General features: G+C 70.0%; 27 protein-coding genes, 1 pseudogene and 1 riboswitch. Of the genes and pseudogenes, 16 read left to right on the top strand and 12 right to left on the bottom strand.

Annotated elements, in window-relative coordinates; all coding sequences use genetic code 11:
- Nucleotides 1–3: 3 nt before the first annotated feature.
- Nucleotides 4–1284 (bottom strand): YncE family protein, encoded by a 1281-nt coding sequence (locus tag ACW4TU_RS02855; RefSeq protein ID WP_457424280.1) that lies wholly within the window; start codon nt 1282–1284, stop codon nt 4–6.
- Between the two features lie 203 nt (nt 1285–1487).
- Between ACW4TU_RS02855 and ACW4TU_RS02850 the strand changes: the two genes are divergently transcribed.
- On the top strand, nt 1488–2186 hold the full coding sequence (locus ACW4TU_RS02850) for a TetR/AcrR family transcriptional regulator (protein ID WP_457424278.1): 699 nt from the start codon (nt 1488–1490) through the stop codon (nt 2184–2186).
- A gap of 192 nt (nt 2187–2378) precedes the next feature.
- Here ACW4TU_RS02850 and ACW4TU_RS02845 read toward each other — a convergent pair whose 3' ends face one another.
- Together ACW4TU_RS02845 and ACW4TU_RS02835 are read right to left on the bottom strand one after the other, a co-directional pair.
- Nucleotides 2379–2537, bottom strand: coding sequence for a hypothetical protein (locus ACW4TU_RS02845; RefSeq protein ID WP_457424276.1), 159 nt, complete (start codon nt 2535–2537; stop codon nt 2379–2381).
- Nucleotides 2538–2920: 383 nt separating this feature from the next.
- A complete protein-coding gene (locus ACW4TU_RS02835; protein ID WP_457424274.1) occupies nt 2921–3406 on the bottom strand; it encodes a nuclear transport factor 2 family protein in 486 nt (161 codons plus the stop codon).
- A 233-nt stretch (nt 3407–3639) separates the two neighbouring features.
- On the opposite strand from ACW4TU_RS02835, the gene ACW4TU_RS02830 reads away from it, so the two are divergent.
- Both ACW4TU_RS02830 and ACW4TU_RS02825 read left to right on the top strand, forming a co-directional pair.
- Entirely contained in the window at nt 3640–3936 is a 297-nt protein-coding gene (locus ACW4TU_RS02830; protein ID WP_457424272.1) for a winged helix-turn-helix transcriptional regulator, read from the top strand.
- A 24-nt stretch (nt 3937–3960) separates the two neighbouring features.
- Complete coding sequence (locus ACW4TU_RS02825) at nt 3961–4164, top strand: hypothetical protein (RefSeq protein ID WP_457424270.1); 204 nt, start codon at nt 3961–3963, stop codon at nt 4162–4164.
- 64 nt (nt 4165–4228) lie between these two features.
- Here ACW4TU_RS02825 and ACW4TU_RS02820 read toward each other — a convergent pair.
- Nucleotides 4229–4539, bottom strand: a pseudogene (locus tag ACW4TU_RS02820) (tetrahydrofolate dehydrogenase/cyclohydrolase catalytic domain-containing protein); the annotation flags it as partial.
- 22 nt (nt 4540–4561) lie between these two features.
- Nucleotides 4562–4645: riboswitch (ZMP/ZTP riboswitch) on the bottom strand.
- A 20-nt stretch (nt 4646–4665) separates the two neighbouring features.
- Nucleotides 4666–5040 (bottom strand): nuclear transport factor 2 family protein, encoded by a 375-nt coding sequence (locus tag ACW4TU_RS02815; RefSeq protein WP_457424268.1) that lies wholly within the window; start codon nt 5038–5040, stop codon nt 4666–4668.
- A 172-nt stretch (nt 5041–5212) separates the two neighbouring features.
- Between ACW4TU_RS02815 and ACW4TU_RS02810 the strand changes: the two genes are divergently transcribed.
- The gene (locus ACW4TU_RS02810) at nt 5213–5509 is read left to right on the top strand and encodes a hypothetical protein (RefSeq protein ID WP_457424266.1); all 297 of its coding nucleotides are present in this window, start codon (nt 5213–5215) and stop codon (nt 5507–5509) included.
- Between the two features lie 577 nt (nt 5510–6086).
- On the opposite strand, the gene ACW4TU_RS02805 is transcribed toward ACW4TU_RS02810, so the two are convergent.
- Nucleotides 6087–7847 carry an ABC transporter ATP-binding protein gene (locus tag ACW4TU_RS02805; protein WP_457424264.1) on the bottom strand — a complete coding sequence of 587 codons (1761 nt, stop codon included), beginning with the start codon at nt 7845–7847 and terminating at the stop codon, nt 6087–6089.
- A 123-nt stretch (nt 7848–7970) separates the two neighbouring features.
- Here ACW4TU_RS02805 and ACW4TU_RS02800 point away from each other — a divergent pair, with 123 nt between their 5' ends.
- The 3 genes from ACW4TU_RS02800 to ACW4TU_RS02790 all read left to right on the top strand — a co-directional run bounded on the left by ACW4TU_RS02800 (nt 7971) and on the right by ACW4TU_RS02790 (nt 10036).
- On the top strand, nt 7971–8123 hold the full coding sequence (locus tag ACW4TU_RS02800) for a hypothetical protein (RefSeq protein WP_457424262.1): 153 nt from the start codon (nt 7971–7973) through the stop codon (nt 8121–8123).
- Between the two features lie 198 nt (nt 8124–8321).
- Nucleotides 8322–9407 carry an S-(hydroxymethyl)mycothiol dehydrogenase gene (locus ACW4TU_RS02795; protein WP_457430671.1) on the top strand — a complete coding sequence of 362 codons (1086 nt, stop codon included), beginning with the start codon at nt 8322–8324 and terminating at the stop codon, nt 9405–9407.
- Entirely contained in the window at nt 9407–10036 is a 630-nt protein-coding gene (locus ACW4TU_RS02790) for an MBL fold metallo-hydrolase (protein ID WP_457424260.1), read from the top strand. Before ACW4TU_RS02795 ends, ACW4TU_RS02790 begins: the two co-directional genes overlap by 1 nt.
- A gap of 79 nt (nt 10037–10115) precedes the next feature.
- Here ACW4TU_RS02790 and ACW4TU_RS02785 read toward each other — a convergent pair whose 3' ends face one another.
- The 3 genes from ACW4TU_RS02785 to ACW4TU_RS02775 are packed head-to-tail and all read right to left on the bottom strand — an operon-like array spanning nt 10116 to nt 12928.
- Entirely contained in the window at nt 10116–10838 is a 723-nt protein-coding gene (locus ACW4TU_RS02785; protein WP_457424258.1) for an FAD:protein FMN transferase, read from the bottom strand.
- Between the two features lie 4 nt (nt 10839–10842).
- Complete coding sequence (locus ACW4TU_RS02780) at nt 10843–11580, bottom strand: FMN-binding protein (protein ID WP_457424256.1); 738 nt, start codon at nt 11578–11580, stop codon at nt 10843–10845.
- Nucleotides 11581–11590: 10 nt separating this feature from the next.
- Nucleotides 11591–12928: a ferredoxin reductase family protein gene (locus ACW4TU_RS02775; protein WP_457424254.1), complete on the bottom strand. Its 1338-nt coding sequence runs from the start codon at nt 12926–12928 to the stop codon at nt 11591–11593.
- A 150-nt stretch (nt 12929–13078) separates the two neighbouring features.
- Here ACW4TU_RS02775 and ACW4TU_RS02770 point away from each other — a divergent pair, with 150 nt between their 5' ends.
- The 3 genes from ACW4TU_RS02770 to ACW4TU_RS02760 all read left to right on the top strand — a co-directional run bounded on the left by ACW4TU_RS02770 (nt 13079) and on the right by ACW4TU_RS02760 (nt 16077).
- Complete coding sequence (locus ACW4TU_RS02770; RefSeq protein WP_457424252.1) at nt 13079–13777, top strand: response regulator transcription factor; 699 nt, start codon at nt 13079–13081, stop codon at nt 13775–13777.
- Entirely contained in the window at nt 13774–15243 is a 1470-nt protein-coding gene (locus ACW4TU_RS02765) for a sensor histidine kinase (RefSeq protein ID WP_457424250.1), read from the top strand. The genes ACW4TU_RS02770 and ACW4TU_RS02765 overlap by 4 nt, the downstream gene beginning before the upstream one ends.
- 108 nt (nt 15244–15351) lie before the next feature.
- Nucleotides 15352–16077 (top strand): NAD(P)H-dependent oxidoreductase, encoded by a 726-nt coding sequence (locus tag ACW4TU_RS02760; protein ID WP_457424248.1) that lies wholly within the window; start codon nt 15352–15354, stop codon nt 16075–16077.
- Between the two features lie 18 nt (nt 16078–16095).
- On the opposite strand, the gene ACW4TU_RS02755 is transcribed toward ACW4TU_RS02760, so the two are convergent.
- The 3 genes from ACW4TU_RS02755 to ACW4TU_RS02745 form a co-directional block, all read right to left on the bottom strand.
- Nucleotides 16096–16335 carry a hypothetical protein gene (locus tag ACW4TU_RS02755; RefSeq protein WP_457424246.1) on the bottom strand — a complete coding sequence of 80 codons (240 nt, stop codon included), beginning with the start codon at nt 16333–16335 and terminating at the stop codon, nt 16096–16098.
- Between the two features lie 150 nt (nt 16336–16485).
- A complete protein-coding gene (locus tag ACW4TU_RS02750) occupies nt 16486–17079 on the bottom strand; it encodes a TetR/AcrR family transcriptional regulator (RefSeq protein ID WP_457424244.1) in 594 nt (197 codons plus the stop codon).
- A gap of 22 nt (nt 17080–17101) precedes the next feature.
- The gene (locus ACW4TU_RS02745) at nt 17102–19174 is read right to left on the bottom strand and encodes a discoidin domain-containing protein (RefSeq protein WP_457424242.1); all 2073 of its coding nucleotides are present in this window, start codon (nt 19172–19174) and stop codon (nt 17102–17104) included.
- Nucleotides 19175–19432: 258 nt separating this feature from the next.
- On the opposite strand from ACW4TU_RS02745, the gene ACW4TU_RS02740 reads away from it, so the two are divergent.
- The 6 genes from ACW4TU_RS02740 (at nt 19433) to ACW4TU_RS02715 (ending at nt 25228) form a co-directional block, all read left to right on the top strand.
- On the top strand, nt 19433–20083 hold the full coding sequence (locus tag ACW4TU_RS02740) for a GntR family transcriptional regulator (RefSeq protein ID WP_457424240.1): 651 nt from the start codon (nt 19433–19435) through the stop codon (nt 20081–20083).
- Nucleotides 20084–20147: 64 nt separating this feature from the next.
- A complete protein-coding gene (locus ACW4TU_RS02735) occupies nt 20148–20897 on the top strand; it encodes a PIG-L deacetylase family protein (protein ID WP_457424238.1) in 750 nt (249 codons plus the stop codon).
- The gene (locus tag ACW4TU_RS02730; protein ID WP_457424236.1) at nt 20894–21649 is read left to right on the top strand and encodes a 4-carboxy-4-hydroxy-2-oxoadipate aldolase/oxaloacetate decarboxylase; all 756 of its coding nucleotides are present in this window, start codon (nt 20894–20896) and stop codon (nt 21647–21649) included. Before ACW4TU_RS02735 ends, ACW4TU_RS02730 begins: the two co-directional genes overlap by 4 nt.
- Before the next feature lie 32 nt (nt 21650–21681).
- On the top strand, nt 21682–22758 hold the full coding sequence (locus ACW4TU_RS02725) for a 4-oxalomesaconate tautomerase (RefSeq protein ID WP_457430669.1): 1077 nt from the start codon (nt 21682–21684) through the stop codon (nt 22756–22758).
- Nucleotides 22758–23708, top strand: a complete 951-nt coding sequence (locus ACW4TU_RS02720; protein WP_457424234.1) for a catechol 2,3-dioxygenase — start codon at nt 22758–22760, stop codon at nt 23706–23708. Before ACW4TU_RS02725 ends, ACW4TU_RS02720 begins: the two co-directional genes overlap by 1 nt.
- 176 nt (nt 23709–23884) lie before the next feature.
- The gene (locus ACW4TU_RS02715; protein ID WP_457424232.1) at nt 23885–25228 is read left to right on the top strand and encodes an MFS transporter; all 1344 of its coding nucleotides are present in this window, start codon (nt 23885–23887) and stop codon (nt 25226–25228) included.
- Nucleotides 25229–25353: the final 125 nt, after the last annotated feature.

The raw sequence follows: 25353 nt of genomic DNA, 5'->3' as shown, positions 1-25353 counted from the left end.
GGGTCAGTTGGCCGCCGGGCCGGTCCAGTCCGCCTCGACATGGCCGAGGCGGACCCGCTGGGGGTGGTCGCCGACCGGTACGGACACCGTCTTCAGCCCGGTGGCGAAGTCGATGGCCGTGATCTGGTCGGCGCCGCTCTCGGAGATCACGCAGGACTTGCCGTCGCCGCTCACCGTGGCCCAGTAGGGCTTCGAGGCGGGGACGAGCGGGCCCTCCTGGAGGGTCGCACGGTCGACGACCGTCGCGTAGTCGTCCATGGTGCCGGCGACGCACAGCTTCGTGCCGTCCGGCTTCATCGAGATGCCGTGGTGGCGCGAGTCGTTGACGAACGTCGTGCGGTCGTCGCTGGTCGCCGGGTTCTTCGGCAGGGTCTTCGTCCGGGTGATCTTGTCGGTGGCGATGTCGTACTCGAAGAAGCCGTTGAAGAACGAGACCTGGAAGTACAGCTTCGACTCGTCGGGTGAGAAGGTGGCCGGGCGGACCGCGTCCGAGAAGTCCGTGAGGCCGATGGCGTCGAGCCGCTGCCGCATGTCGATCACCTTCACCTGCTTGAAGGTGGTCGCGTCGACGACCGTGATCTTCCGGTCGCCCTTCGTGAAGTCCTGCCACGGCGCGTCCTGATCGGTGTTGACGTCACCGATGGCCATGTTCCAGATGTACTTGCCGTCCTTGGTGAAGATGTTCTCGTGCGGCTTGTCGCCGGTGGCGAACGAACCGATCTGCGCGCCGGTGTTGATGTTCAGCACGTGCACGGTGTTGGAGATCGAGGCGGAGACCGCGACCCGGGTCCCGTCGGGGGAGACCGCCATGTGGTCGGAGCGGTAACCCGACACGGGGAAGCGCCAGTTGATCGCCCCGGTGGCGAGGTTGATCGACACGACGTCGGCGAAGCTCGGCCGGGAGACCACCACCGACTTGCCGTCCGGGGTGGAGTACATGTCGTCGACCAGCTGGTCGTGGCCCTCGCCGACTCCGTTGCGGATGGCCATGAAGTAGATCCACTTGATCGGGTCGGCGTTGATCGCGGCCAGCCGCGCCGCCTTGTCCGGTACGACGTTGATCCGGCCGATCTTGGCGAAGTCGCCGGTGGACTTGACGACGTCCGCGGTGCCTTCCCAGTTGTTGCCGACGAACAGCACCTCGCGCAGGCTCGCGGCGGTGGCGGTGGCGGTGGCGGTTGCATCGGAGTCGGTCACCGCGACGGCGGCCGACGCAGGGGCGGTGACGGTCAGGACGAGGGCGGCGGCCATGGCACAGAGGTACCTGGATCTGGAAGCAGGCATGAGTGCTCTCCCCTCCGGGAGTGGACAGATGAGCTGTGGCGGGTGCATGACATGTGGGGCAAAAGGGAGAACGCGGCTGCGGTCAGAAAACTGAACACGGTCACGTTCAGATTGGACTTACTGGAAAGTAAGGAGGGGGTGCCCTTCTCCACAAGACTCCGTGCAGGACAAACTTGGCCCCCGGACCGACGAAGGAGGGTTCATTGGCGGGCAGACTCAGGGCGCCGACCGGCCGTTACGCGGGCAAGACGGCCGAGGAACGGCAGACCGAAAGACGCCGGAGATTTCTGGACGCCGCACTCCAGATGTTCGGCGACACCCCGGGCTACCGCTCGACGACCGTCGCCGCGCTCAGTGAGTCGGCCGGCCTGTCGACGCGCCAGTTCTACGAGGAGTTCCGCACCCTCGAGGACGTCCTGGCCGCCCTTCACCTCCAGGTCAACGACTGGGCCGAGGCGGCGGCGCTCGGAGCGCTGGCCGAGGCCGAGGGTCTGCCCCTCGCCGAACGCGCCGACGCGATCTTCCGTGCCTACGCCGCCAACGTCACCGCCGACCCGCGCCGCATCCGGCTGACCTTCGTCGAGATCATCGGCGTCAGCGCCCGTCTGGAGGAACAGCGTCTCGCCCGCCGCTCCCGCTGGGTGAACCTCATCTGCACGGAGGCGGAGTCCGCCGTCGCCGGCGGAGAGGCGGCGCCACGCGACTACCAGCTCGCCGCTACGGCGTTCATCGGCAGCGTCAACGGCCTGCTGCACGACTGGAGCGCCGGATGGGTAAACGCCACGCTGGACGAGGTGGTGGACGAACTGGTGCGGATGCTGCTGGGCATCCTGCGACCGGCGGGCTGGCAGCCTCCGGGCCCCGAGGGCGCGGAGGGTGGCGGGGGGACCGGGGAATCCTGACGTCACCGGGCTTTCGCGGGCCGGGGTGTGGCAGTGCGGCCGGCGGTGCTCAATGGGCCGGCCGGTTCACCGACTCCAGTACGGGCCCTACGCCGTCCTGCGCGCCGATCCGGGCCGCGAGGGCGCGCGCCCGTTCTCCGTACGCGGGGCCACGGGTCACCCGCACAAGGGCCGAGGCCGGTACGGCGGTCGTCAGCCTCCGCAGCGGCTTCGGTCGCGGCCACCGGTGATCCGCGCCACCGTGCCGGCCACGCCGAACTCGCCGTCGCGTGATGATGCGCGCGCGACCGTGGAATCCACGCCGGCCAGGTCGAGATCGACCTGGCCACAGGCTGCCGCCTCGGCGATCATCCCCTCCATCAGCGTCCGGAAGGTCCCGGCCGGCGCCCGACGCTGGAACGCGCCGTAAACGGTCGACCGGAACCGTACTCTCGGAGCACGTCTCGCCAGGGGCACCCGGCTCTGAACCGCCGCATCACGGTGTTGGACAGCCGCCGCAAGTCAAGGGCCGGGCCCTGCTCGCCCACCGGCAAGAACGGCTCGGCCAACTCCCGCTGGGCATCCGGGAGATCACCACGCGCCACCCTCGGCAACTACCAGGCCCGGCCGTCCGGCACCGGCGAAACCCAAACCAATGATCCGAGCCTGGAACAGGCCTCAGGCGGACGGCATGAGCCTGACCGGTGGCTGCGCAGATCCCGTGACGAGGGCAACGCGGCCGGCCAGGTGTCCACTCACGCCTGGCTCGCCGGCTCCAGAGCGTTGGCGTTGCCTTCGAGCCAACTGACGTGCTGCACCACCTTGGTGATCTTCCAGCCGTCCGCGGTGCGCACCATGTGGTGGTCGTAGGAGCCGCGCATCAGGTAGAAGTCCCCGCCGGGAGCATCCTTCTTGTAGTGCTGGGCGTACATGTAGGAGTAGCAGATCGCGTTGTCGGGGTCGGTGTCGCCGAAGACGACCCGGTGGTTGGGGCTGATGTGCTGGCGCGCCGTCCACCCCTCCAGGCCTTGGGCGGCGAAGCCTATGAACTGGTCGAGGGGAAAGTCCGCGGCCGGCAGGCCGGCTTCGGAGAAGTCGACGTGGACGGGGTCGGTCATCGTGGACGCGTACGTCACCCAGTCGGCCTTGTCGATGGACACCGCGTAGGTGATCACCACGTCGATGATCGCGTTGCGATCTTCGAGTCGCTGGATCCGGGCTTCAAGGCTGCCTGCCGTCATGTTCTGTCCTCGTTGGTAACGTCAAGCCGCAAGGCGGAAGGGTTCCGCTGGGCCGACACGTGCCGCACATTGCTATTGACAGTCGGTAAGGTACTTCTTTATTGGAAGTAGCTTGTAAAAAGTAAGCGAGGGTCAAGGCCTTGTCAACTCTGCCGAACTCCGGTCTCTTCGCCGACGACTCACCTATCGGTGGTAGTGCTTGCGACACGCTGAGTGCGCCCCTTGCCGACGTCATGACTTTGCTGGGAAAGCGCTGGACCGGCGTGGTCCTTGGCACCCTCATGCAGGGACCGGTGTTCTTCGCCGACCTCAAACGCGGCATCCCCGGTATCAGCGACCGGATCCTCACCGAACGTCTCGTGGAACTGGCCGACCTCGGCCTCGTCACTCGCACCGTCGCCGACGGTCGGCCGATCCGCGTCCGCTATGAACTCACCGAACATGGCGCCGCCATCAGGCCGGCTCTGGCCGCGCTCGCGTCGTGGGCCGAGAACCACCTACGTCCCGCGGTCCAGCGTCCGCATCAGTGAGGCCACTGTCATACCTCTGTCGAAATGGGCGAGCAGCGCAACCGGTACGCGCTGATCCTCGACCTGATCTCCACCGCGCACGACCGCGTGCCCTTCCTCGGCCGCGCAGGACTGGGCGGCACCCTGTGCTCGCTGGGCCACCTCGGGGTGGTGGCGAACGGGACCCTGGCCCTCCTGATCGGTCGTCAGGGCCTCAGCGGCCGGCTTCGTCGCAGGCGGTCCGGATGAGGCGACGGGCGAGCTCCGCGGTGCGCTGGGCGGGGCCCTGGGGGCCGAGGACGGTGGCGGTGACGTAGACACCGGGACCGTCCGAGAGCGCGTGCAGCGTGCCGACCGGTTCCCCGGTGGTCGTGGCGGCGGGCAGCTCCACATGGCGGGACTCGATGCCCGCCTTGCGACAGCGGTTCTGCCTCATCCGGACGTAGGTGACGGAGGCGGGGCCGACACCGACCTGCACCGTCGCCAGACAGGGCGTCGTGCCCGTGCGGTCGGTGCGGTCGACGGCCTTTTGGTGGCGTCGTCGACGATGCGCGGGGCGAGCGAGGTGTCGTCCTCCCCAGTGCCTAAGGGCCTGGGAGGTGCCCCCAGCCGGGCCTGAGACATGATCCACTCCCGAGCTGACGGTCGTCGTCGCCCAGGCGCACGGCACGCACTCCATGGGGCCGCTCCCCGGCGGTTCTCCACCTCAGCGCCAGTCACGACCCGGCGCCCAGCCCAGCCCCGACGAGGTCAGGAAGCCTCCTCGTCCCATGCCTGCAGCATGGTCTGGTCGACGATCTTGCCGTCGCGCAGGGACATCATGGAGCCGACGAGGACGCGGACCCCGTCCGGGTACTCGCAGGACTCGGTGTAGGCGACCTGGTCGCCCTGGATGATGACCTGCTCCAGCTTGTGGGTCATGTCCCGGCTGCACACATCGTCCAGCATGGCGCCGATCTCGCCACGCCCGTGCTTGACCATCGGGTGGCTGGGCTGGGAGTTGCGGTCGACGACGCGCAGTTCGGCGTCCTCGGCGTAGAGCGACAGCAGTACCGTCGCGTCATGTGCTTCGATGCCCCGGCGCAGGGTTTCGATGTCGAATGCGGGGCTTGCCGCGGTGCCCATGGTGACCTCCTCCGAGGGCCGGGGCCCGATCGGGCGCGGGCCGCGAGGGACCTCTCCTCCTGAGCGTCCTCCGTTCGGAGAGGCTCGGCAAGCGCAGACGGAGGATGAGCCTGACGAGTGAGCGGGACGCGGTGCCCGTGTCCGGTGCGGGGCGCGCGCCGTTCATGAATACATGATCTCAACACGACGAATCGCTGCCGCCGTTGGTCTCGCCGTCGGCGTCACCGGCCTCGCCGCCCCGCTGGCGAGCGCGGCTCCCGCCGCCGACCAGAACGCGGGCAAGCTCAACCCCATCACCCAGCTCGACTCGCTTGCCGTGAGCGAGATCCCCGCCCAGTACCACGAGGACCTGCCCCGCGTCTCCAGCCAGCTGAACTCGCTCAACCGCCTGAGCGACCTCAACCAGCTGCACCAGCTGACCGACCTGGCCGCCCCTGTGACCGGCCTGCTGCCCGGTATCGAGGCCTGACGGACGTACTGATCGGGGGAGCGGGTACGAGGGCCGCCCGGCCGGACCGGGCGGCCCTCACTCATATCGCACGTGGTTTCTATCGCGGTTGGTTCGCTGCCGCCGACCGCGTGTCCAGGACAAGCCCGTGGTCCAAGACGGGCGTGTACAGGATCACACCGTGCTCCTCCCCGTCCTGCCGCCCCGATGACCCCGCCGCCACTCTCCCCGGATTCGCCGCGCTCCCGCACGAGGAGGCGCTCCGTCGTCGCCGACCACATGGCCCCGCTGCTCGCCGCACCCGGCCCCATCGCCTGCCGGGGGCCGCGCCCTGTGGGGCGCGTCCTCGGACGGGAGGGTGACGCCGTCCGTGCGGCCACCGGACTGCTGCCCTCGGCCGTCTCCCCGTACCCCGGCGGCGCCGGCTTCGACACCTCACCGACACGTCCGGGCGTCGCCACCCGACCCGCATCCGCGCCGGCTGCTGCCTCTACCGCACGATCCGCCCGGACGAGGCCCGCTCCACCAGCCCCCCGCACCTGCGACACCGAACGGTTGCGCAGGCTGGACAACTGGGCGCTCTCCAGGGCGAGTTCGCTCAGCCGGTGGTCGCCAGGAACTGCGTCGCCGCCAGCTCGGCGTACAGCGGATCCCCGGCGACGAGTTCGCGGTGGGTGCCGACCGCGCGGACGCGGCCCGCGTCCATCACGACGATCCGGTCCGCCATCGTCACCGTCGACAGCCGGTGGGCGACGACGAGAACGGTCGTCGTACGGGCGACATCCGCGACCGTGTCGCGCAGCGCCGCCTCGTTCACCGCGTCCAGCTGCGAGGTCGCCTCGTCGAGCAGAAGCAGCCGGGGGTGACGCAGCAACGCGCGGGCGATGGCCACCCGTTGGCGCTCGCCGCCCGACAGCTTGGTGCCGCGATGCCCGACCAGCGTGTCGAGACCGCGCGGCAGCCGGTCCACCAGACCGTCGAGCCGGGTCGTCTTCACCACGCGGGTGACCGCGTCCTCGTCCGCCTCCGGACTGCCCAGCAGCAGGTTGTCGCGCAGCGAGCCCGACAGCACGGGCGCGTCCTGCTCGACATAGCCGATGGCGGACCGGAGCTCGGTCAGATCCCAGTCGGAGACGTCCCGGCCGTCGACGGTGATGACACCGGACTCGGGGTCGTAGAACCGTTCGATGAGCGAGAAGACGGTGGTCTTGCCCGCGCCGGACGGGCCGACGAACGCCGTCATGCCCCGGGGCGGCACGGCGAACGTCACTCCGTGGTGGACGTACGGAAGATCGTCGTCGTAGCGGAAGCGGACCTCGTCGAAGGCGAGTGCCGCCGGTTCGGCGTCGGCGGCCGGGAGGGGCGCGGGGCGGGCCGACGACGGTTCGGCGGGCAGGGCGAGGGCTTCCTGGATGCGGGTGAGGGCCGCGGCGCCCGTCTGGTACTGGGTGATCGCGCCGACGACCTGCTGGATCGGCGACATCAGATAGAAGACGTAGAGGAGAAACGCCACCAGCGTGCCCACCTCGACCGCACCCGTCGCCACCCGCGCGCCGCCCACCGCGAGCACCGTGATGAAGGCGATCTGCATCGCGAGGCCTGCCGTGTTGCCCGCCGCGGCTGCCCACTTGGCGGCGCTCACGCTCTGCCGCCACGACTCCTCGGCCGCCGCGTGCAGTCGCTCCTCCTCCCGGTGCTCGGCGCCGGACGCCTTGATGGTGCGAAGTGCGCCCAGTACCCGTTCCAGCGAGGCGCCCATGACACCGACCGCGTCCTGCGCCCGCCGGCTCGCCTTGTTGATGCGCGGCACGATCACCCCGAGCACGGTCCCCGCCCCCACGATCACGGCGAGGGTGACACCCAGCAGCACCGGGTCCACCAGGCCCATCATCACGATCGTCGCCACCAGGGTGAGACCGCCGGTGCCGAGGCCGACGAGCGAGTCGGTGGTGACCTCGCGCAGCAGCGTCGTGTCCGAGGTGACCCGCGCCATCAGATCACCGGGCTCGGTCCGGTCCACGGCCGGAATCCGCAGCCGCAGCAGATAGGAGGACAGTGCCCGGCGAGCGCCCAGCACCACCGACTCGGCGGTGCGCCGCAGGACGTACGAACCGAGCCCGCCGAGTGCCGCGTTGGTGACGACCAGCGCCGACATCAGTATCAGCGCACCCGTGATCGTCCGGTCGTGGGACAGATCGTCGATCAGTCCCCGCGCCACCAACGGCAGCGCCAGCCCGGCGGCACCCGTGGCCAGCGACAGCAGGGCACCCGCCAGCAGGGTCCACCGGTGCGGCCGTACGTATCCGAGGAGCAGCCGCCAGGCGGGCGGCGGACCGGCGTTCGGCTCTGCGATGCTCACGGCGCTCCTGGGGAGGCGGACGGGCGGAACGTTCACCCTACGTCGGCGGCCGAGGCAGAGGCGAAGCGGTTCCACTCCCCGCGCTGCCCTGCCCGCTCCTTCCCTCGCCGCCAACACGCCGACGTGGTGCTGGTCGAGCCCTGCCCGCGGGGCACCTCGGCCCAGCACATCGCCGGCACGCCGGTCCACGTCCCGCACCGGCTGCTCGGCGCCGGTGGACCGGACGGCCTGGACGAGACCGAACTTGTCCGGGCCGTACGGGACTTCATGCGCTGACGTCCGTCGCGCCACGCCTCCCCCGCATGACCGCCACGGTGGACTGTGCGCGCTCCCGGACATGCCCATTGTCGTACCGGGGATACCCCTGAGGGTATCCCCGGTAGTGGGCTCGACCGTGAGCGTGCCGTTACCGATCAGTCGCACGTAGGGTCGGAGGGAAGAACCGAACATTGGCCGATGGAAGGGTCCAGCACCATGGCGCAGGAAGTACGCGGCGTGATCGCACCGGGCAGGAACGAACCGGTGCGGGTCGAGACGATCGTCGTGCCGGACCCCGGGCCGGGCGAGGCCGTGGTCCAGATCCAGGCCTGCGGGGTGTGTCACACCGACCTGCACTACAAGCAGGGCGGGATCAACGACGAGTTCCCCTTCCTGCTCGGTCACGAGGCGGCCGGGGTCGTGGAGTCGGTGGGGGAGGGCGTCACGGATGTCGCTCCCGGTGACTTCGTGATCCTCAACTGGCGTGCTGTATGCGGGAACTGCCGGGCCTGTCTGCGCGGGCGCCCGTGGTACTGCTTCAACACGCACAACGCCCAGCAGAAGATGACCCTGCTCGACGGCACCGAGCTGTCGCCCGCGCTGGGTATCGGCGCGTTCGCCGAGAAGACCCTCGTCGCGGCCGGGCAGTGCACCAAGGTCGACCCGTCCGTCTCGGCCGCTGTCGCGGGGCTGCTGGGGTGCGGGGTGATGGCCGGTATCGGCGCCGCCATCAACACCGGGAACGTCGGACGCGGTGACACGGTCGCCGTCATCGGCTGTGGCGGCGTGGGTGACGCGGCGATCGCCGGGGCCAACCTCGCGGGCGCCGCGAAGATCATCGCCGTCGACATCGACGACCGGAAACTGGCCACCGCCCGCACGATGGGCGCCACGCACACGGTCAACTCCAAGGAGACCGACCCGGTCGAGGCGATCCAGGAACTGACCGGCGGCTTCGGCGCCGACGTGGTCATCGAGGCGGTCGGCCGCCCGGAGACGTACAAGCAGGCCTTCTACGCCCGTGACCTGGCCGGGACGGTCGTGCTGGTCGGGGTGCCGACGCCGGAGATGAAGCTGGAGCTGCCGCTGATCGACGTCTTCGGGCGCGGTGGCTCGCTGAAGTCGTCCTGGTACGGCGACTGCCTGCCCTCCCGTGACTTCCCCATGCTCATCGACCTGCACCTCCAAGGCCGCCTGGACCTCGCCAAGTTCGTCACGGAGACCATCCAACTCGACGAGGTGGAGAAGGCGTTCGAGCGTATGCACGGCGGCGACGTCCTGCGTTCGGTGGTGGTGTTCTGATGGCCACCCGCATCGAACGCCTCGTCACCTCCGGGCAGTTCAGCCTCGACGGCGGCACCTGGGACGTCGACAACAACGTGTGGATCATCGGCGACGACCACGAGGCGATCGTCATCGACGCCGCCCATGACGCGGACGCCATCGCGGAGGCGGTCGGCGACCGGCGTCTGACCGCCATCGTGTGCACCCATGCCCACAACGACCACATCGACGCGGCGCCCGCCCTCGCCGAGCGCACCGGCGCCACCATCTGGCTGCACCGCGACGACCTGCCCCTGTGGAAGCAGACCCACCCGGACCGGGAACCCGACGCGTGGCTGGCCGACGGCCAGGTGATCGAGGCCGCAGGCGCCGATCTCACGGTCCTGCACACTCCCGGACACGCGCCGGGCGCGGTCTGCCTCTACGACGCGGGACTCGGCACCGTCTTCACCGGCGACACCCTCTTCAACGGCGGACCGGGTGCCACCGGCCGCTCCTACTCCCACTTCCCGACGATCATCGACTCGATCCGGGACCGGCTGCTCGCCCTTCCGCCCGGGACGAAGGTCCTCACCGGGCACGGCGACCCCACCACGATCGGGGCTGAGGCACCGCACCTCCAGGAGTGGATCGCCCGGGGCCACTGACGGCCGCACCACATGCGTGTGGGTGCCCTCCGCCGCAACGGAGGGCACCCACACGGCCGTGCACAACAGGTACGGACGTTCAGGCGGCGACCGGCAGACCCGGGGTCCGGGAGACCTGCCGGTCGGCGTCCACCGCGAACACCTCGCAGCCCTTGCGCGCGGCGGCCCACTCGATGCCCTCCACGCCCATCGCGAACGCCGCCGTGGCCGTGGCGTCCGCCTCGGTGAGCGTGGCGGCGACGACGGTCAGGCTCAGCAGCCCGGTCGCCGGGTGGCCGGTGCGGCCGTCGAGGATGTGGTCGCCCCGTTCGTAGCGGGCGGAGGTCGCCACACCCCCCTCGGCGATCTCCAGCACCGTGCACAGCTGGTCGGCGTGTTCGGGATGCCGTACTCCGACCCGCCAGGGGCGCCCGGCGGCGACCACGTCACCGCCGGCGTTCAGGCAGTACGTCCGTACGCCCGCCGCCTCCAGCAGATCCGCCGCCCGCTGGACCGCCCAGCCCTTCACCATCGCGCACGGGTCGAGGCCCCGGCCGGGCAGCCGTACGTCGAACGCGCCCCCGGTCGCGACCCGGTACTCCTCACACAGGCCGAGCACCTCGGTGAGGTCCGCGCTCAGCTCTCCCGACTCCAGCTCGCCCCGGTCGAGACGGGACACCTCGCTGTCGGGCTTGAAGGGGCTGAAGCGCGCGTCGACCTCGTGGAGCCAGGCGAACACGGCGTCCGCCGTCTCGGCCCGGACGTTCTCGTCGTCGATCCGCAGCGAGATCGGGAACCCCATGATGTGTTCGACGCGACGCATGCCCTCAGCCCTTCGCGTCGATGGCGGCCTGGAGAGACTCCTTGTAGCCGTCGCTGGTGATCGTCGCACCCGACACCGTGTCGATGTCGGCGCTCTGCGCGGCGAGCGTCTCCGAGATCAGGACCGGTACCGCGGCCGTGGTCTGGGGGTGGTTCGGCTGCTGGAGCATCTTCACGGACGCGATCGTGTCGCCCTCGAAGGTCACCTCGACCTGCACGGTGCCCTTCTCGGTGTCCACGGCGGTCCCCGAGACGACCTTGGACGCGGACTCCGCGGCAGGGGCCGAAGTGGACGCGGACGGCGACGGGGACGACGCGGCGGAGTCCGCCTGGGAGTCGATGGCGGCCTGGAGGGACTCCTTGTAGCCGTCGCTGGTGATGGTGGCGCCGGAGACGGTGTCGATGTCGGCGCTCTGCGCGGCCAGCGTCTCCTTGATCAGGACCGGCACGGCGGCCGTGGTCTGCGGATGGTTCGGCTGCTTCAGCACCCGCACCGAGGAGATCTTCGAACCCGCGAACGTCACCTCGACCTGGACGTCGCCCTTCTCGGTGGTCACGGTGGTACCCGCGACGACCGTGGACGACGAACCGGAGGACCCGGAGGACGAGGCCGAGGACGACGAGGACGGCGTCGAGGCGGGGGCGGAGGCCTCCGAGGACGTCGTGCCCAGCGACGGCTCGTAGAGCCAGACGGGGACCAGGCCCGCGATGCTCAGGACCAGAACAGGCAGTGCTCGATTCACGACGTTCCTCTTATCCGGCCAGGCTGAAGCGCTCGAAGTGGGTCTGCGACCTGGGCACGCCCAGTTCCCGCAGGTTGCGCAGCACCGCGTTCATCATGGGCGGCGGGCCGCACAGGAAGACGTCCCGGTCCGCGATGTCCGGCACCAGCCTGGCCAGCTCGGCCGGGGCCAGCTTGTCGGGGGCGACCGGCCCGCTCACCAGGTGCAGCTCGGCGCCCTTGGCGTGGGCGAGGTCGCGCAGCTCGTCGTAGAGGACGGCGTCCTGGTCCCTGGCCACCCGGTAGATGACCACGGCGTGGCCCTGGATCTCCTCCAGCAGCGCGCGGATGGGCGTGACGCCCACCCCGCCGGCGATGAGGACGGCCTCCGGCCGGGTGCGGTGCATCGCGGTGAAGGCGCCGTACGGGCCCTCGGCGAAGACACGAGTGCCGACCGGGATGTGCTTCAGGGCGGCGGTGCCGTCGCCGGCCACCTTCGCGGTGAGCCGAAGTGTCCTGCCGTCGGGCGCCGCCGACAGCGAGAACGGGTTCGCCTGCCACCAGCGGTCCTTGGTGAGGAACCGCCACAGGAAGAACTGGCCGGCGCGGGCCGGCAGCTTGTCGAGGTCGCGGCCCGTCATGTAGATCGACACGACGTTGTCGGCCTCGGGGACGACGGCCGAGACACGCAGCTGGTGACGGAGGTTCCTGCGCAGCGGCAGCACCACCCGGCCCAGGAACACCGAACCCAGCGCCACGCTCCACAGGGCCCACCAGTACGTGGTGGCGGCGGACGACGAGGTGAACGTCGTACCGACACCGACCTGGTGGGTGAACGCCAGGACGACCGCCACGTAGGTGTACAGGTGGATGAAGTGCCAGGTCTCGTAGGCGAGCCGGCGGCGGGCGTAGCGCGCGGAGACCGCGCCGATGACCATGATCAGGACGAGGGCGACGATCGCGCGCAGCACGCCCTCGGTGGTCTCGGCCAGCTCCACCAGCTCGTCGACCGGGCCCATGGACGTGCCCTCGGCGTAGCCGAAGGTGATGAACACGGCGTGGGACATCAGCGTCCACAGCAGCCCGAAGCCGACCCAGCGGTGCCAGGAGGTCAGCCGGTCCATGCCGATGCGGTGGTCCAGCCACGGCAGCCGGGCCACCAGCACCAGCTGGAAGGCCATGACGAGGGCGCCGTACAGCCCGGCGAGCCGGCCCATCACGATCAGCGCGTTCGACGCGAACCCGGCCTGGACGAAGAAGACGGTCACGACGGCCACGTTGGCGGCCAGCACGGCGTACAGGCCGGCGCGGGCCACCACTTTGGGTCGTATCGCCGTGGGGGGCGCGAGGGGCGATTGGACGGTCGTCACGGACGGTGCTCCTTGATCGGGTCCGGGGACACCGAGCATGACCGACGGTAGCTGTCGTTGAGCTGTCGTTGGACTTTCAAGTTCTTATCGATCTCGCGTTCGGAGGGGGAGAGGTATGGCGTCGCCAGTGTCGTGCAGCACTATGAGCACGTGGAAAAAGTACGACTTCTCGTTGTGGACGACGATCCGCCCATCGCCGACCTGGTCGCGACGGTCGCCCGCTACGAGGGCTGGGAGGCGGTCACCGCGTACTCCGGTGAGGAGGCGCTGACCAGGGCCGCCGAGTTCCATCCGGACATCGTGGTGCTCGACCTGATGCTCCCGGGCCTCGACGGCTTCGCCGTGCTCGACCGGCTGCGGTTGTCGGGCACGATGGTGCCCGTGGTCTTTCTCACCGCTCGTGACGGAGTGGCCGACCGGGTCGCGGGGCTCACCCGGGGCGGCGACGACTACCTGGTCAAACCCTTCGCCGTGGAGGAGCTGATGGCCCGGCTGCGGACCGTGCTGCGCCGCAGCGCCGGCCCCGCCTTCCTGCGGTCCGTGCTCCGGGTGGCCGACCTGACGATGGACGAGGACACCCGCGAGGTCCGCCGCGGCGACAAACGGCTCACCCTCACCCCGACCGAGTACGAGGTGCTGCGCTATCTGATGCGCAAGTCGCCGACCGTTCTCACCAAGGCACAGATCCTCGACCACGTCTGGGAGTACGGCTTCGGCGGCCGTTCCAACGTCGTGGAACTGGTCGTCAGCCGACTGCGCCGCAAGCTCGACGATCCCGACCAGCACGACGAACCGCTGATCCACACCGTGCGGGGCGTCGGCTACGTCGTCCGGCAGGTCGGCGAGTGATCCGCCGCTTCCGGCAGACCTACCGCAGGCTGCGGCTGGGTACGCGGCTGGCGCTGGGCATGGGCGTGCTCTCGCTGGCGGTGTTCGCCGTCGTCGGCGCGTCGCTCTCGATGTACATGCGGGAGTACCTGGTACGCCAGCTCAGCGACCAGATGACGCTCGTCCAGACCAGCCAGTCCAAGGACGTCGAGGAATACGGCAGCGTGCAGGGAAAACCGTACTGGGGCTGGTACACCGCCTCCTACACGGTCTCGGGCCCCGCACCCGTGCTGCGCGAGCCCGCCGATGTGCCGAAGGACTCCGCCGAACTCCTCGCCACGGCCGAGTACGTGCGCGCCACCGACACCGACCCCGTCCTGCGCACCGCGCGCATCGACGGGGAGGCCTACCGACTGCGCGCCTGCGAGGTCGAGCAGGGGGTCGTCCTGGTCACCGCGGCCCCCATGGACGACATAGAGAACACGATGGACCGGCTGGTCACGGTCCAGGTCGTCGCCTTCGCGCTCGCCCTGCTGGGCCTCGTGGTCTTCGGCCGCGCGGTGCTGCGGCGCGGTCTCAGGCCCCTCAGCGACATGGCCCACACCGCCCGCGGCATCACCTCGCACGACTTCACCGACTCCGCCCGGCTGCCCGTACGCGCCGACCGGGGCGACGGCGGCCCGGAGGTCGAGGAACTGCGCACCGCGTTCAACACCATGCTCGAACACATCGACGACTCGCTCGCCGTGCGCACCGAGGCCGAACAGCGCCTGCGCCGCTTCGTCGCCGACGCCTCGCACGAACTCCGTACACCCTTGATGTCGGTACGGGGCTATGCGGACCTCTTCCAGTACGCCGCCGCCAACGAGCCCGGCGAACGGGACCGGCACCTGGCCCGGCTGCGAGCCGAGGCGGCCCGGATGGGTGTCCTCCTCGACGACCTGCTGCTGCTCGCCCGGCTGGACGCGGCCCAGGTCGAGACACCGCTGCGCCCGGAGAGCGCCGACCTGGTGGAACTGGCCGGCCAGGCGGCGGACGCCTTCCGCGCGGGCCACCCGGAGCATCCGCTGACGGTGACGGCGGGCCCGCAGGAACTGCGGCTGCGTCTCGATCCGTTGCGTATCCGGCAGGTCCTGGACAACCTGCTGACCAACGCGGCCGTGCACACGCCCGCCGGCACAGGGGTGTCCCTGGACGTGACCGTCGACAAGGGCGGCGACGGCGCGTACGGCCACGCGGTGGTCCGGGTCGCCGACGCGGGTCCCGGCATCCCGGCCGCCGACCAGGACCGGGTCTTCGACCGCTTCTACCGCGTCGACAAGGCCCGCAGCCGGGACCGGGGCGGCAGCGGCCTCGGACTCGCGGTCGCGCTCTCCCTGGCCCGGGCACACGGCGGCACCCTCGACCTGACCAGCGGCCCCGGCTGTACCGCCTTCACCCTGCGCATCCCGCTCGACAGGACGACCCGACCGAAGAGAACGACCTGACAGAATGATTTAACTGAACAGCACGATGCAACTGAACAGAACGAATCAACTGAATAGACGACTCAGTCCGAACGGCTCAGCACGGACGATCTGAGGAGACCCCCCACTGTGAACGTACTGATCGTTTTCGCCCATCCTGAACTCTGCTCCTTCAACGGCGCGTTGAAGGTCAGAGCCGTGGACGTCCTGAAGCGGGCCGGGCACGAGGTCGTGGTCAGCGACCTCTACCGGCTCGGCTGGAAGGCCGCCGTCGATGCCGACGACTTCCCCGGAGTCTGGACCGACCCCGACTTCCTGGACGTCCCCGCCGAACAGGAACGCGTGTCGGCAGCCCATGAGACCCCACCCGACGTTCTCGCCGAACAGGAGAAGGTCGCCTGGTGCGATCTGATGATCCTCCAGTTCCCCCTGTGGTGGTCCGGCATGCCGGCCATCCTCAAGGGCTGGGTCGACCGCACGATGGCCCGCGGCTTCGCCTACGGGGAAGGGCTCGCCTACGACACCGGCCTGCTCGGGGGCAGACGCGCCCTGGTGTGCACGACCACCGGCACCCCTTCCGGCCTGTACGGCCCCGACGGCACCGACGACGACCTGGACCGCGCCCTCTGGCCCATCCAGCACGGCATCCTCAGCTGCCTGGGCTTCGACGTCCTACCGCCGTTCGTGGCCCGTGCCCCGGGGGAGACATCGGCGAAGCAGCGCGAGGAGTACCTCACGGAGTACGCGGAACGCCTGCTGGCCGTACGCCCTGAGGAACCGCGACCCGACAGGGGCGCGGGGAACCGTGCGACCGGCCCCCACCGGCCCGCGCCGAACGAACTGCCTGTCCCGTGAAGCGCTCAGCCGATGCCGTCACACCTTGCGGTACAGGTCGGTCAGGAGCTCGATAACTCCCGGGCCCGCAGGACGCGGATCGTCCCGCCACCGGCCGAGCCGCACCACGATCGGCTCAACATCCCGCACCGGCAGGCAGACCACCGCCGGAGGCGTCTCCGCGCTGCTCTTCCTGCCGGTCGGGTCTTCCTCGTCGTCGGCCGTCCGCCGCCCCCGGCGGAGACCGGCCCGGGCGTTCGGCTGATCATGAGCGTCCACCCGGTCCTGGCCCCCGTGGTCGGACACAGCGGCCTGGGGGAGGGGCTGGGCGCTGTCGAACGGGTGAGCATGGGGCGATCGTCGCCGCCAAAGCCGTGGGCGTCCCCACCTCGCGGAAGCGGCGCGTCCCCTCCCCAACTCCCGTGCGGGCTACTCCCGTACGAGGGAGGCCAGATGGCCGGTGACCGTGTCGACGATGTCCGTGCAGGCCTTCTCGTCGCCGAGGGCCAGGAAGTTGAGCGTCAGCCCGTCCGTCATCGCGGCCAGGTATCCGGCCAACACCGGGACGGGCACGCTCAGTTCGAAGCCCATGGTCTCGCGCAGCTGCTCCAGCAGTTCGGCGTACGTGGCGGCGTACAGCTCGTACTGCCGGCGGGCCAGATGCGCGAACCCCGGCTCGCGCAGGGCGTACTGGGTGAGTTCGTAGGTCAGCATGTGCTCGCCCGGGTGGGCGGCCACATGGTCCCAGTACGCCCTGAAGCCCGCCCGGATCGTCTCCTGGAGGGTGGGCTTCGGCCGGATCGCCTCGCGCACCACATCGACGTAGTGGTCCATGATCGTCGTGATGACCGACTCGATCAGGGCCTGCTTGGAGTCGAAGCAGTAGTGGAAGACGCTCAGCGACACGCCGGCCTCCGCCGCGATGGACCGGGTCGTCGTCCTGGGGACGCCGTCCCGGGTCATCGCGCGGATGGCCGCCTCGGTCAGCTGCCGACGCCGCTCGGCCGACGGCTTGCGTGCCATGAACTCCCCCTGGGTACGGAACTCAGCTGCTGTAGACACCTACTTCGTAGAGTGAGTATCCCCAGTCCGTGCCCCGACCCAGCCCGTGGACGCGCACATAGCGGGCCGGTATTCCCGAGAACTGTGCCGTGTCCAGGCCGCCGTCGCCGACGGTCGTGGACCACGCGGTCTGCCAGGTCGTGCCGTCGGTCGAGAGCTCGACGCGGTACGACTTGGCGAACGCCTTCTCCCAGTCGAGGGTGACCCGCTTGACCAGGTTCGTCGACCCGAGGTCGAGCTGCAGCCACTGGTCGTCGCTCCAGTCGCTCGCCCAGCGGCTGCCCGAGTCACCGTCCACGGCGCGGCCGGGCTGGTAGCTGGTGAACGGGTTCGACTCGGAGGAACTGGCCGTCGCGGTCACGCCCTTGGCGAGGTTCACCCCGGCCTTGTGGGTCTCCGAGGCGCCCCAGGTGTCGAGGTAGGACTCGGCGCCCCGGAACAGGTCGCTCACCGCGTCCGCGCCGCCGACCTGCTTGATGTCCTGGATCCAGTCCGGGATCATCCCGACGTGCGCCGCGCCGTCCGTGTTGATGTCCCAGGTCCGTGAACCGGTGGTCTGCCGGTCGATCACCGAGCCGCCGTCGACACTGGTGAAGGGGTACGTCACCGTCGTACCGGTGTCCGTGCCGCGCGGGGCGGGGTGGTCGCCGATGCCGTTGAAGTCGGTGCCGTAGCCGTAGCCCTTGTTGTACTTGGTGCGCAGGGCGTCGGTGCGCGCGGCCTCCGCGACGAACTCCTTGGAGGAGTGCATGTACTGGGCGATGAAGCCGCCGAGACCGTAGACCCGGTCGGTCCAGTTGAGGTCCATCCAGCTGTGCGAGGAGAGGATGCCCGGGTAGGCCTCCGACTCGAAGATGTCCATCGCCTGGCCGGCGGCCTTGACTCCCATGTGGTCGATCTCGAGCATCATCTTGCGCTTCATCATGCCGCGCACCGCGTACTCGCCGAGTGAGGTGAGCCCGCGCTTGTTGCACTGCGCGTCCGAGGAGTACGTGGGCAGTTCGGTGCCCGCCGGCAGGTCCTCCGTCGCGGTGGTCGCCGTGGCGCCGCCGATGGGGTTGTCGTGCATCGCGGTCGTGCACTTCTCCGTCTGCCAGAAAGTGCCCGTCGACAGGAACTGGCCGACGTTGATCGCCGTACCGAGACCGCCCTCGTCGAACCGCACGCCGCACAGCGCGTTGTCGAACTTGTGGCACAGGAACATGCTGCGCACACCCAGGCCGTACAGCTCGTCGAGACCCTTGTCGATGTCGGCCTTGCTGCACTGGGAGATGTCCAGGATCTGCTTGCAGCCGAAGGGCTCGGACGTCTCGACGCCGAGTACGACGGCCAGCTTGCCCTGCTTGATCACCTCACGGGCCTGCGCGCTGTCGGTGACGATCCGGAACCAGCCCTTGCCGGTGCCGCCGTACTGCGCGTCGATGAAGTCCTGGAGCTGGTACGTCAGTTTCGCCTGGAGACGGATGGACGTCATCTCGTCGCAGCCGCGGTCCTTGAACGGGTAGACCGAGCAGATCACGCCGTTGGTGACCAGGTCGTTGACCAGCACGCGCTGACCGCCGCGCCAGGCGCGCTCGATCCAGGCGTAGTAGTTCGCCTGGTGGGTCATCGAGTCGTACGCGGGCCAGTCCTTGAACGTCGGATAGCCGACCGGGTCGTGCTTGCCGTCGCCGCCGTGGGTGATGTAGTCGAAGATCGCGAGGGTGCCGTCCGGGTAGTGCTCCGGACAGTCCTTGAGGGCGTCGGCGATCCCGCTGGTGGAGAAGACCTTCCCGCAGATGAGCCGTCCGCCGAAGGCCTCGTTGGAGAACACGTGGTTGTGCGCGTCGACGAACCCCTGTACCTCGCCCTGGGAGTTGGTGCCCTTGAAGGGCTCGCCCGTGACGTTGATCTGGGAGTCGGGCGTCGGGCGCGCGGTCGGCGTCCACCAGTCCGTGCCGGCCGCCGAGCTGGGCCCGGTGCCGAGCATCAGCGCCAGGACGGCGAGGAGCAGGGGCAGCACGGTCAGGGGTCTGCGTCCGCGACGCGGGCGAGGGGGGAAAGCAGGCTCGGTCATCACTCACGTCCTCGCACAAGGGTTTGTCATGGCTCGCGCAACTCTGTGATGAGGATCGCTACAGCAAGGTGATGGAGTCAATAGTCCGGGACGCTTGACCTGATAACCGGATCGGCTCTAAAGGGCGTTTCTGTGCGTGAACCGCGCGATAACTTCCTGCCGACTGGGCGTGAACTGTGCGCAGGCATGGAGAACAATATTGTTGACAATGTTGTCCGTCTAGATTTAGCGTCGACAGGCACTCACTCAGGAGGGCACATGCCGAACCAAGCCCGTCCAGGCACCGGAGAGCAGGCCAAGCAGCACGCGCTGGAGCGGCTGCGGCAGGCGATCCTGCGCGGCGACATGTCGCCGGCCCAGCGGCTGGTGGAGAACGAACTCGCCGAGCAGTTCGGTGTGACACGGGCCAGCGTCCGGGCGGCGCTGATCGAGCTGGAGTCGGAGGGACTGGTCGAACGGATCCGCAACCGCGGCTCGCGGGTGCGGGTGGTGACCGTGGAGGAAGCGGTCGCCATCACCGAATGCCGGATGGTCCTCGAAGGGCTGTGCGCGGCCAAGGCGGCCGTGGCGGCCACCGACGACCAACTGGCCGAACTGACCGGCCTGGGCGAGGCGATGGCGAAGTCCGTCGCCGACGGCGAGCCGGTCACGTACTCCGAACTCAACCACGAACTGCACGCCCGGATCAGACAGTTCTCCGGCCAGCGGACGGCCGTGGAACTGCTGGAGAAGCTCAACGCCCAACTGGTGCGCCACCGTTTCCAGCTCGCGCTGCGACCGGGGCGTCCCCAGCAGTCCCTGGGCGAACACCTGGCCATGGTCGAGACGATCACGGCCAGGGACCCGCAGGCGGCCGAAGAGGCCGCTCGCGCCCATCTCACGAGCGTGATCGCCGCGTTGCGCGAATAACGCGATGCGGGAATGACGCCGCCGGGGTGGGCCGACCGATCCGTCCACCAAGGAGATCTCTGCCATGACACACGGTGCGGTGCCCGCCGCCGCTCGCTCGACGCTGGTGATCAGCGCACACGCCGGTGACTTCGTCTGGCGGGCGGGGGGTGCCATCGCGCTGGCGGCCTCGCGCGGCGAGAAGGTCGTCATCGCGTGCCTGTCGTACGGGGAACGCGGCGAGTCAGCCAAGGCCTGGCGGGAGGGCAGGTCGCTCGACGAGATCAAGGGGATGCGCCGGACCGAGGCCGAGCAGGCCGCCGCCGCGCTCGGCGCCGAGGTCCGCTTCCTCGACGCCGGCGACTACCCCCTCCTCGCCACACCCGAGCTGACCGACCGGCTCGTGGGCATCTACCGCGACACCCAGCCCGACGTCGTGCTCACCCATCCGCTGTCCGACCCCTACAACGCCGACCACCCCGCCGCCGCCCGCATGGCCCTGGACGCACGCATCCTCGCCCAGGCCATCGGGTACCCGGCCCCGGGCGAAGTCCTGGGCGCGCCACCGGTGTTCTTCTTCGAGCCGCACCAGCCGGAGATGTGCGACTTCACCCCACAGGTACTGCTCGACATCACCGAGGTGTTCGACACCAAGCGCAAGGCCATGGAGTGCCTGCCGGCCCAGCAGCACCTGTGGGACTACTACACCGACCTCGCGAAACGGCGCGGCGTCCAGCTCAAGCGCAACGCCGGCCCCAACCTCGGTCTGCCGCACACCACTTACGGCGAGGCCTATATGCGCCCCTACCCGCAGGTCACGGGGGAACTGGCATGAGCGGCGTGATCGTCACCGGCCCGCCGCGCGCGGCCGCCGGGGACGTCGAGGCGCTGGCCGGCCACGGCGTGGCCACCGTCCACGAGGCCCTGGGCCGCACCGGACTCCTCGGCCCGGCCCTGCGCCCCGTCCAGCAGGACGTGCGTATCGCGGGCACCGCCGTCACCGCGCTCTGCTGGCCCGGCGACAACCTCATGATCCACGCGGCCGTCGAACAGTGCGCCGAGGGCGACATCCTGGTCGTCACCACCACGTCCCCCTGCTCGGACGGACTGTTCGGCGAGCTGTTCGCCACCGCGCTGCGACGACGGGGCGTACGCGGCCTGGTCATCAACACCGGCGTACGCGACACCGCCGAACTGCGCGCGATGCGCTTTCCCGTCTGGTCGGCGGCGGTGTCCGCCCAGGGCACGGTCAAGGCGACCGGCGGCTCGGTCAACGTCCCCGTCGTGGTGGGCGGGCAGCAGATCCACCCCGGCGACGTCATCATCGCCGACGACGACGGCGTGCTGGTCGTACCCCGGCAGCGCTCCGCCGAGGCCGTCAAGGCGTCCGAGGCCCGCACCGCGAAGGAGGAGGCGTCCCGGCTCGCCTTCGCCGACGGCCAGTTGGGCCTGGACCGGTACGGGCTGCGCGAGACCCTCGTACGGCTGGGGGTGCGCTACCAGTCGTACGAGGAGTACGCGCACGTCGCCAACTCGGAGACCGGCGCGGGAGTCGACCCGGGCGCCGGACCGGGAACCCGCTCGTGAGCACGGGCCACCCGGAGGAGGGGCTGCGCTGCATGCTGATGCGGGGCGGCACCTCCAAGGGCGCCTACTTCCTCGCCGAGGACCTGCCGGCCGACCCCGCCGCCCGCGACGATGTGCTGCTGCGGGTCATGGGCAGCCCGGACCCCCGCCAGATCGACGGACTCGGCGGAGCGCACCCTCTCACCAGCAAGGTCGCCGTCGTCTCCCGCTCGGCCGACGAACAGGCAGACGTGGACTATCTGTTCCTCCAGGTCGGCGTCGACCAGCCGACGGTGACGGACCATCAGAACTGCGGGAACCTGCTCGCGGGAGTCGGCCCGTTCGCCGTGGAACGCGGACTGGTCGCGGCCGGGGAGGAGTTGACCTCCGTACGCATCCGCATGGTCAACAGCGGTGACCACGCCACCGCGGCCTTTCCCACCGAGGGCGGGCGGGTCGTCTACTCGGGCACGACCGAGATCTCCGGTGTTCCCGGCGCCGCCGCTCCGGTCACTATCGGCTTCGGGCGGGGGAGCGCACCCCTGCTGCCGACCGGCCGGACCCGCGACACCGTCGCCGGAACACCGGTGACCTGCGTCGACAACGGCATGCCGACCGTACTGATCGCCGCCTCCGCGCTCCAGGTCACCGGCTACGAGGACCCGGGGGACCTGGAGGAGAACGTCACCCTCAACGAACGCCTGCGCGAAATCCGGCTGGCGGCAGGGAAGTTGATGGGCCTCGGCGATGTCTCCGCCACGACCGTGCCCAAGCTCACCCTGCTCGCCCCGCCCGCCCACGGCGGCACCGTCACGACCCGCACCTTCATCCCGGTCCGCTGCCACACGGCGATCGGCGTGCTCGGTGCCGCGAGCGTCGCCGCCGGCCTGCGCCTGGCCGGCGGCGTCGGGGAGGGTGTGGCGCGCCTCCCCGCCCACGACGACGACCCGCTGCGCATCGAACACCCCACCGGATTCCTGGACGTCGAATCCGTCGTCGACACCGACGGCCCCGTCCCGGTCGCGCACCGCACGGCCGTCGTCCGCACCGCCCGCAAGATCTTCGACGGCACGGTCTTCCCCCGCCCCGCCGTCGCTCCCGCTCTCCCTCCCGCTGACAGGAGCCGCTGATGACCCCGCCGCTCGGCGACATCGCCCACCTCGGCCATGTCGAACTCCTCACCCCCGACCTCGACGCCAGCGTCCGGTTCTTCACCACGATCCTCGGCCTGACCGAGAACGGCCGCTCCGGCGACTCGGTGTACCTGAGGACCTGGGACGACTACGAGCACCACAGCCTCACCCTCACCGCCCACTCGACCTCGGGCATCCGCCGCACCGCACTGCGTGCCTCCAGCGAGGAGGCCCTGCGGCGCAGGGCCAAGGAGGCCGAGAACGCGGGCCGCCCCGGCCGCTGGGCCGAGGACGAACCCGGCCTCGGCCCGCTCTACGTCACCACCGACCCCGACGGCCACGAGATCGCCCTGTACTGGGAGAGCGAGTGGTACCAGGCGCCGCCCGAACTGCGGCCCGGCCTCAAGAACCAGCCCCAGGCCAAACCCGCGACGGGCGTCGGCGTACGCCGTCTCGACCACGTCAACTTCCTCGCCGCCGCGGTCGAACCGAACGCCGGTTTCATCCAGCACGTCCTCGGCGCCCGCCCCACCGAGCAGGTCGTCCTCGACGAAGGGCGCCTGGCCGCCCAGTGGCTGACGTTCACCAACAAGTCGTACGACATCGTCTACACGGAGGACTGGTCCGGCTCCAACGGCCGCCTCCACCACATCGCGTTCGCCACGGACACCCGGGAGGACATCCTGCGCGCCGCCGACCTGTGTCTGGACAACGGCGTGCACATCGAGACCGGCCCGCACAAGCACGCCATCCAGCAGACGTTCTTCCTGTACGTCTACGAGCCGGGCGGCAACCGCATCGAGCTGTGCAACCCGCTCACCCGCCTGGTGCTGGCCCCCGACTGGCCGCTGATCACCTGGACCCAGGCCGAGCGCGCCAAGGGGCAGGCGTGGGGCCTGAAGACCATCGACTCCTTCCACACGCACGGCACGCCTCCGCTCGACTGACGTACTTGTCCGACCCCCTCCGACCTGCGGCGTGAGCCGTGACCGGCGACGGCACGGCTCACCCCGCCCATGAGATTGTTGACAAAAACGTTGACACTCATCTCGGCGGCTCCCTACGGTCGAGCACATCTCCCGCTCTCCCCAGGGACTCTCCCGCCGGACGATAGGAAACAAAGATGTCTCCGTCCCCCGCCCCGCCCGCTCGCGGCGGCAGACTGGCCGTGCTCGTCGTCGGCCTGTGCTGGCTGGTCGTCTTCTTCGACGGCCTCGACATGTTCGTCTACGGCGCCGAACTGCCCCACATGCTGGAGCACAAGGCTCTTGGACTCGTCCCCGACCAGGCCGGCGACCTCGGCAGCTACGCCACCTTCGGTATGCTCATCGGCGCCCTGTCCGCGGGTACGGTCACCGACTGGATCGGGCGCAAGAAGGTGATCCTCACCTGCACCGCGGTGTTCTCGCTGGCGTCGGCCCTGTGCGCGCTCGCCCCCAGCCTCGGGGTGTTCGGCCTCGGCCGCTTCATCGCCGGTCTCGGCCTCGGCGGTCTGCTGCCCACGACGATCACGATGGTCTCCGAGTACGCCCCGCGCGGCCGGGGCGCCCTGATCGTCGGCACGCTGATGACCGCGCACCAGGCCGGCGGCATCATGGCGGGCTTCCTGGGCCTGTGGACGAGCGGCCCCGACGGGTGGCGCGTCGCCTACTGGGTCTGCGTGATCCCGCTGCTCGTCGGAGTCCCGCTGGTCGCGAAGTTCCTGCCCGAGTCGATGCGCTTCCTGATGGCCAGGGGCCACGTCGAGGAGGCCCGGGCCCTCGCCGACCGCTACGACGTCGAACTGCCGGCTGCCGCAACGGAGCGCCCCGCCACCGGGGACCGCTGGAGTGCCGTCGCGGCGCTCTTCCGCGGCAACCTGTGGCGCGCGACCGTCCTCTTCTGGCTGGCCTCCTTCTGCGGCCTGCTCCTCGTCTACGGGGTCAGCAACTGGCTGCCGACCATGATGCGCGGCGCGGGCTACGAACTCGGCTCGTCCCTGTCCTTCCTCATCGTCATCAACCTCGGCGGCATCGTGGGGATGCTGGTCGCCGGCCGCTGCGCCGACCACTACGGCGCCGCCCGCATCGCCACCGTCTGGTTCGCGTGCACCGCGGCCGGCGTCTACCTGCTCGGCATCCACATGGCGCTGCCGCTCACCTACGTCGTGGTCTTCCTCACCGGCATGTTCCTCTTCAGCGCCCAGGCCATGATCTACGCGACGGTGGCGGGCCGCTCCACCGACGCCGACCGGGCGACGGCGGTGGGCTGGGTCTCCGGCATCGGCCGCTTCGGCGCGGTGTTCGGACCGTGGCTGGGCGGCCGGTTGGTGGCGAGCGGTTCGGAAGGCTGGGGGTTCACGGCGTTCGCCATCGCGGCGGTACTCGCCACGGTGTTCGTCGCGCTGACCCACGTGAAGGCCCGTCCGGCTCGTCCAGGGCCCACCGAGGCACATCCGAAGCGTCCGGTGTCCGAGAGCCGAGGCTGATGACGCCCAGGCACTTTCAGTCCGTCCGGCGTTTGAGGACGAGGCCCGTTCAGGGCCGAAGGCGGGGGTCCGGGGGCGGCAGCCCCCGGGGATGGGACGGGTAGGGGCGGCGGGGGCGAAAAAAA

Source organism: Streptomyces kryoterrae (genome assembly GCF_054072135.1).
Note: the sequence above shows the minus strand (reverse complement) of the source record. Positions and strands in the feature narration are given on the sequence as shown.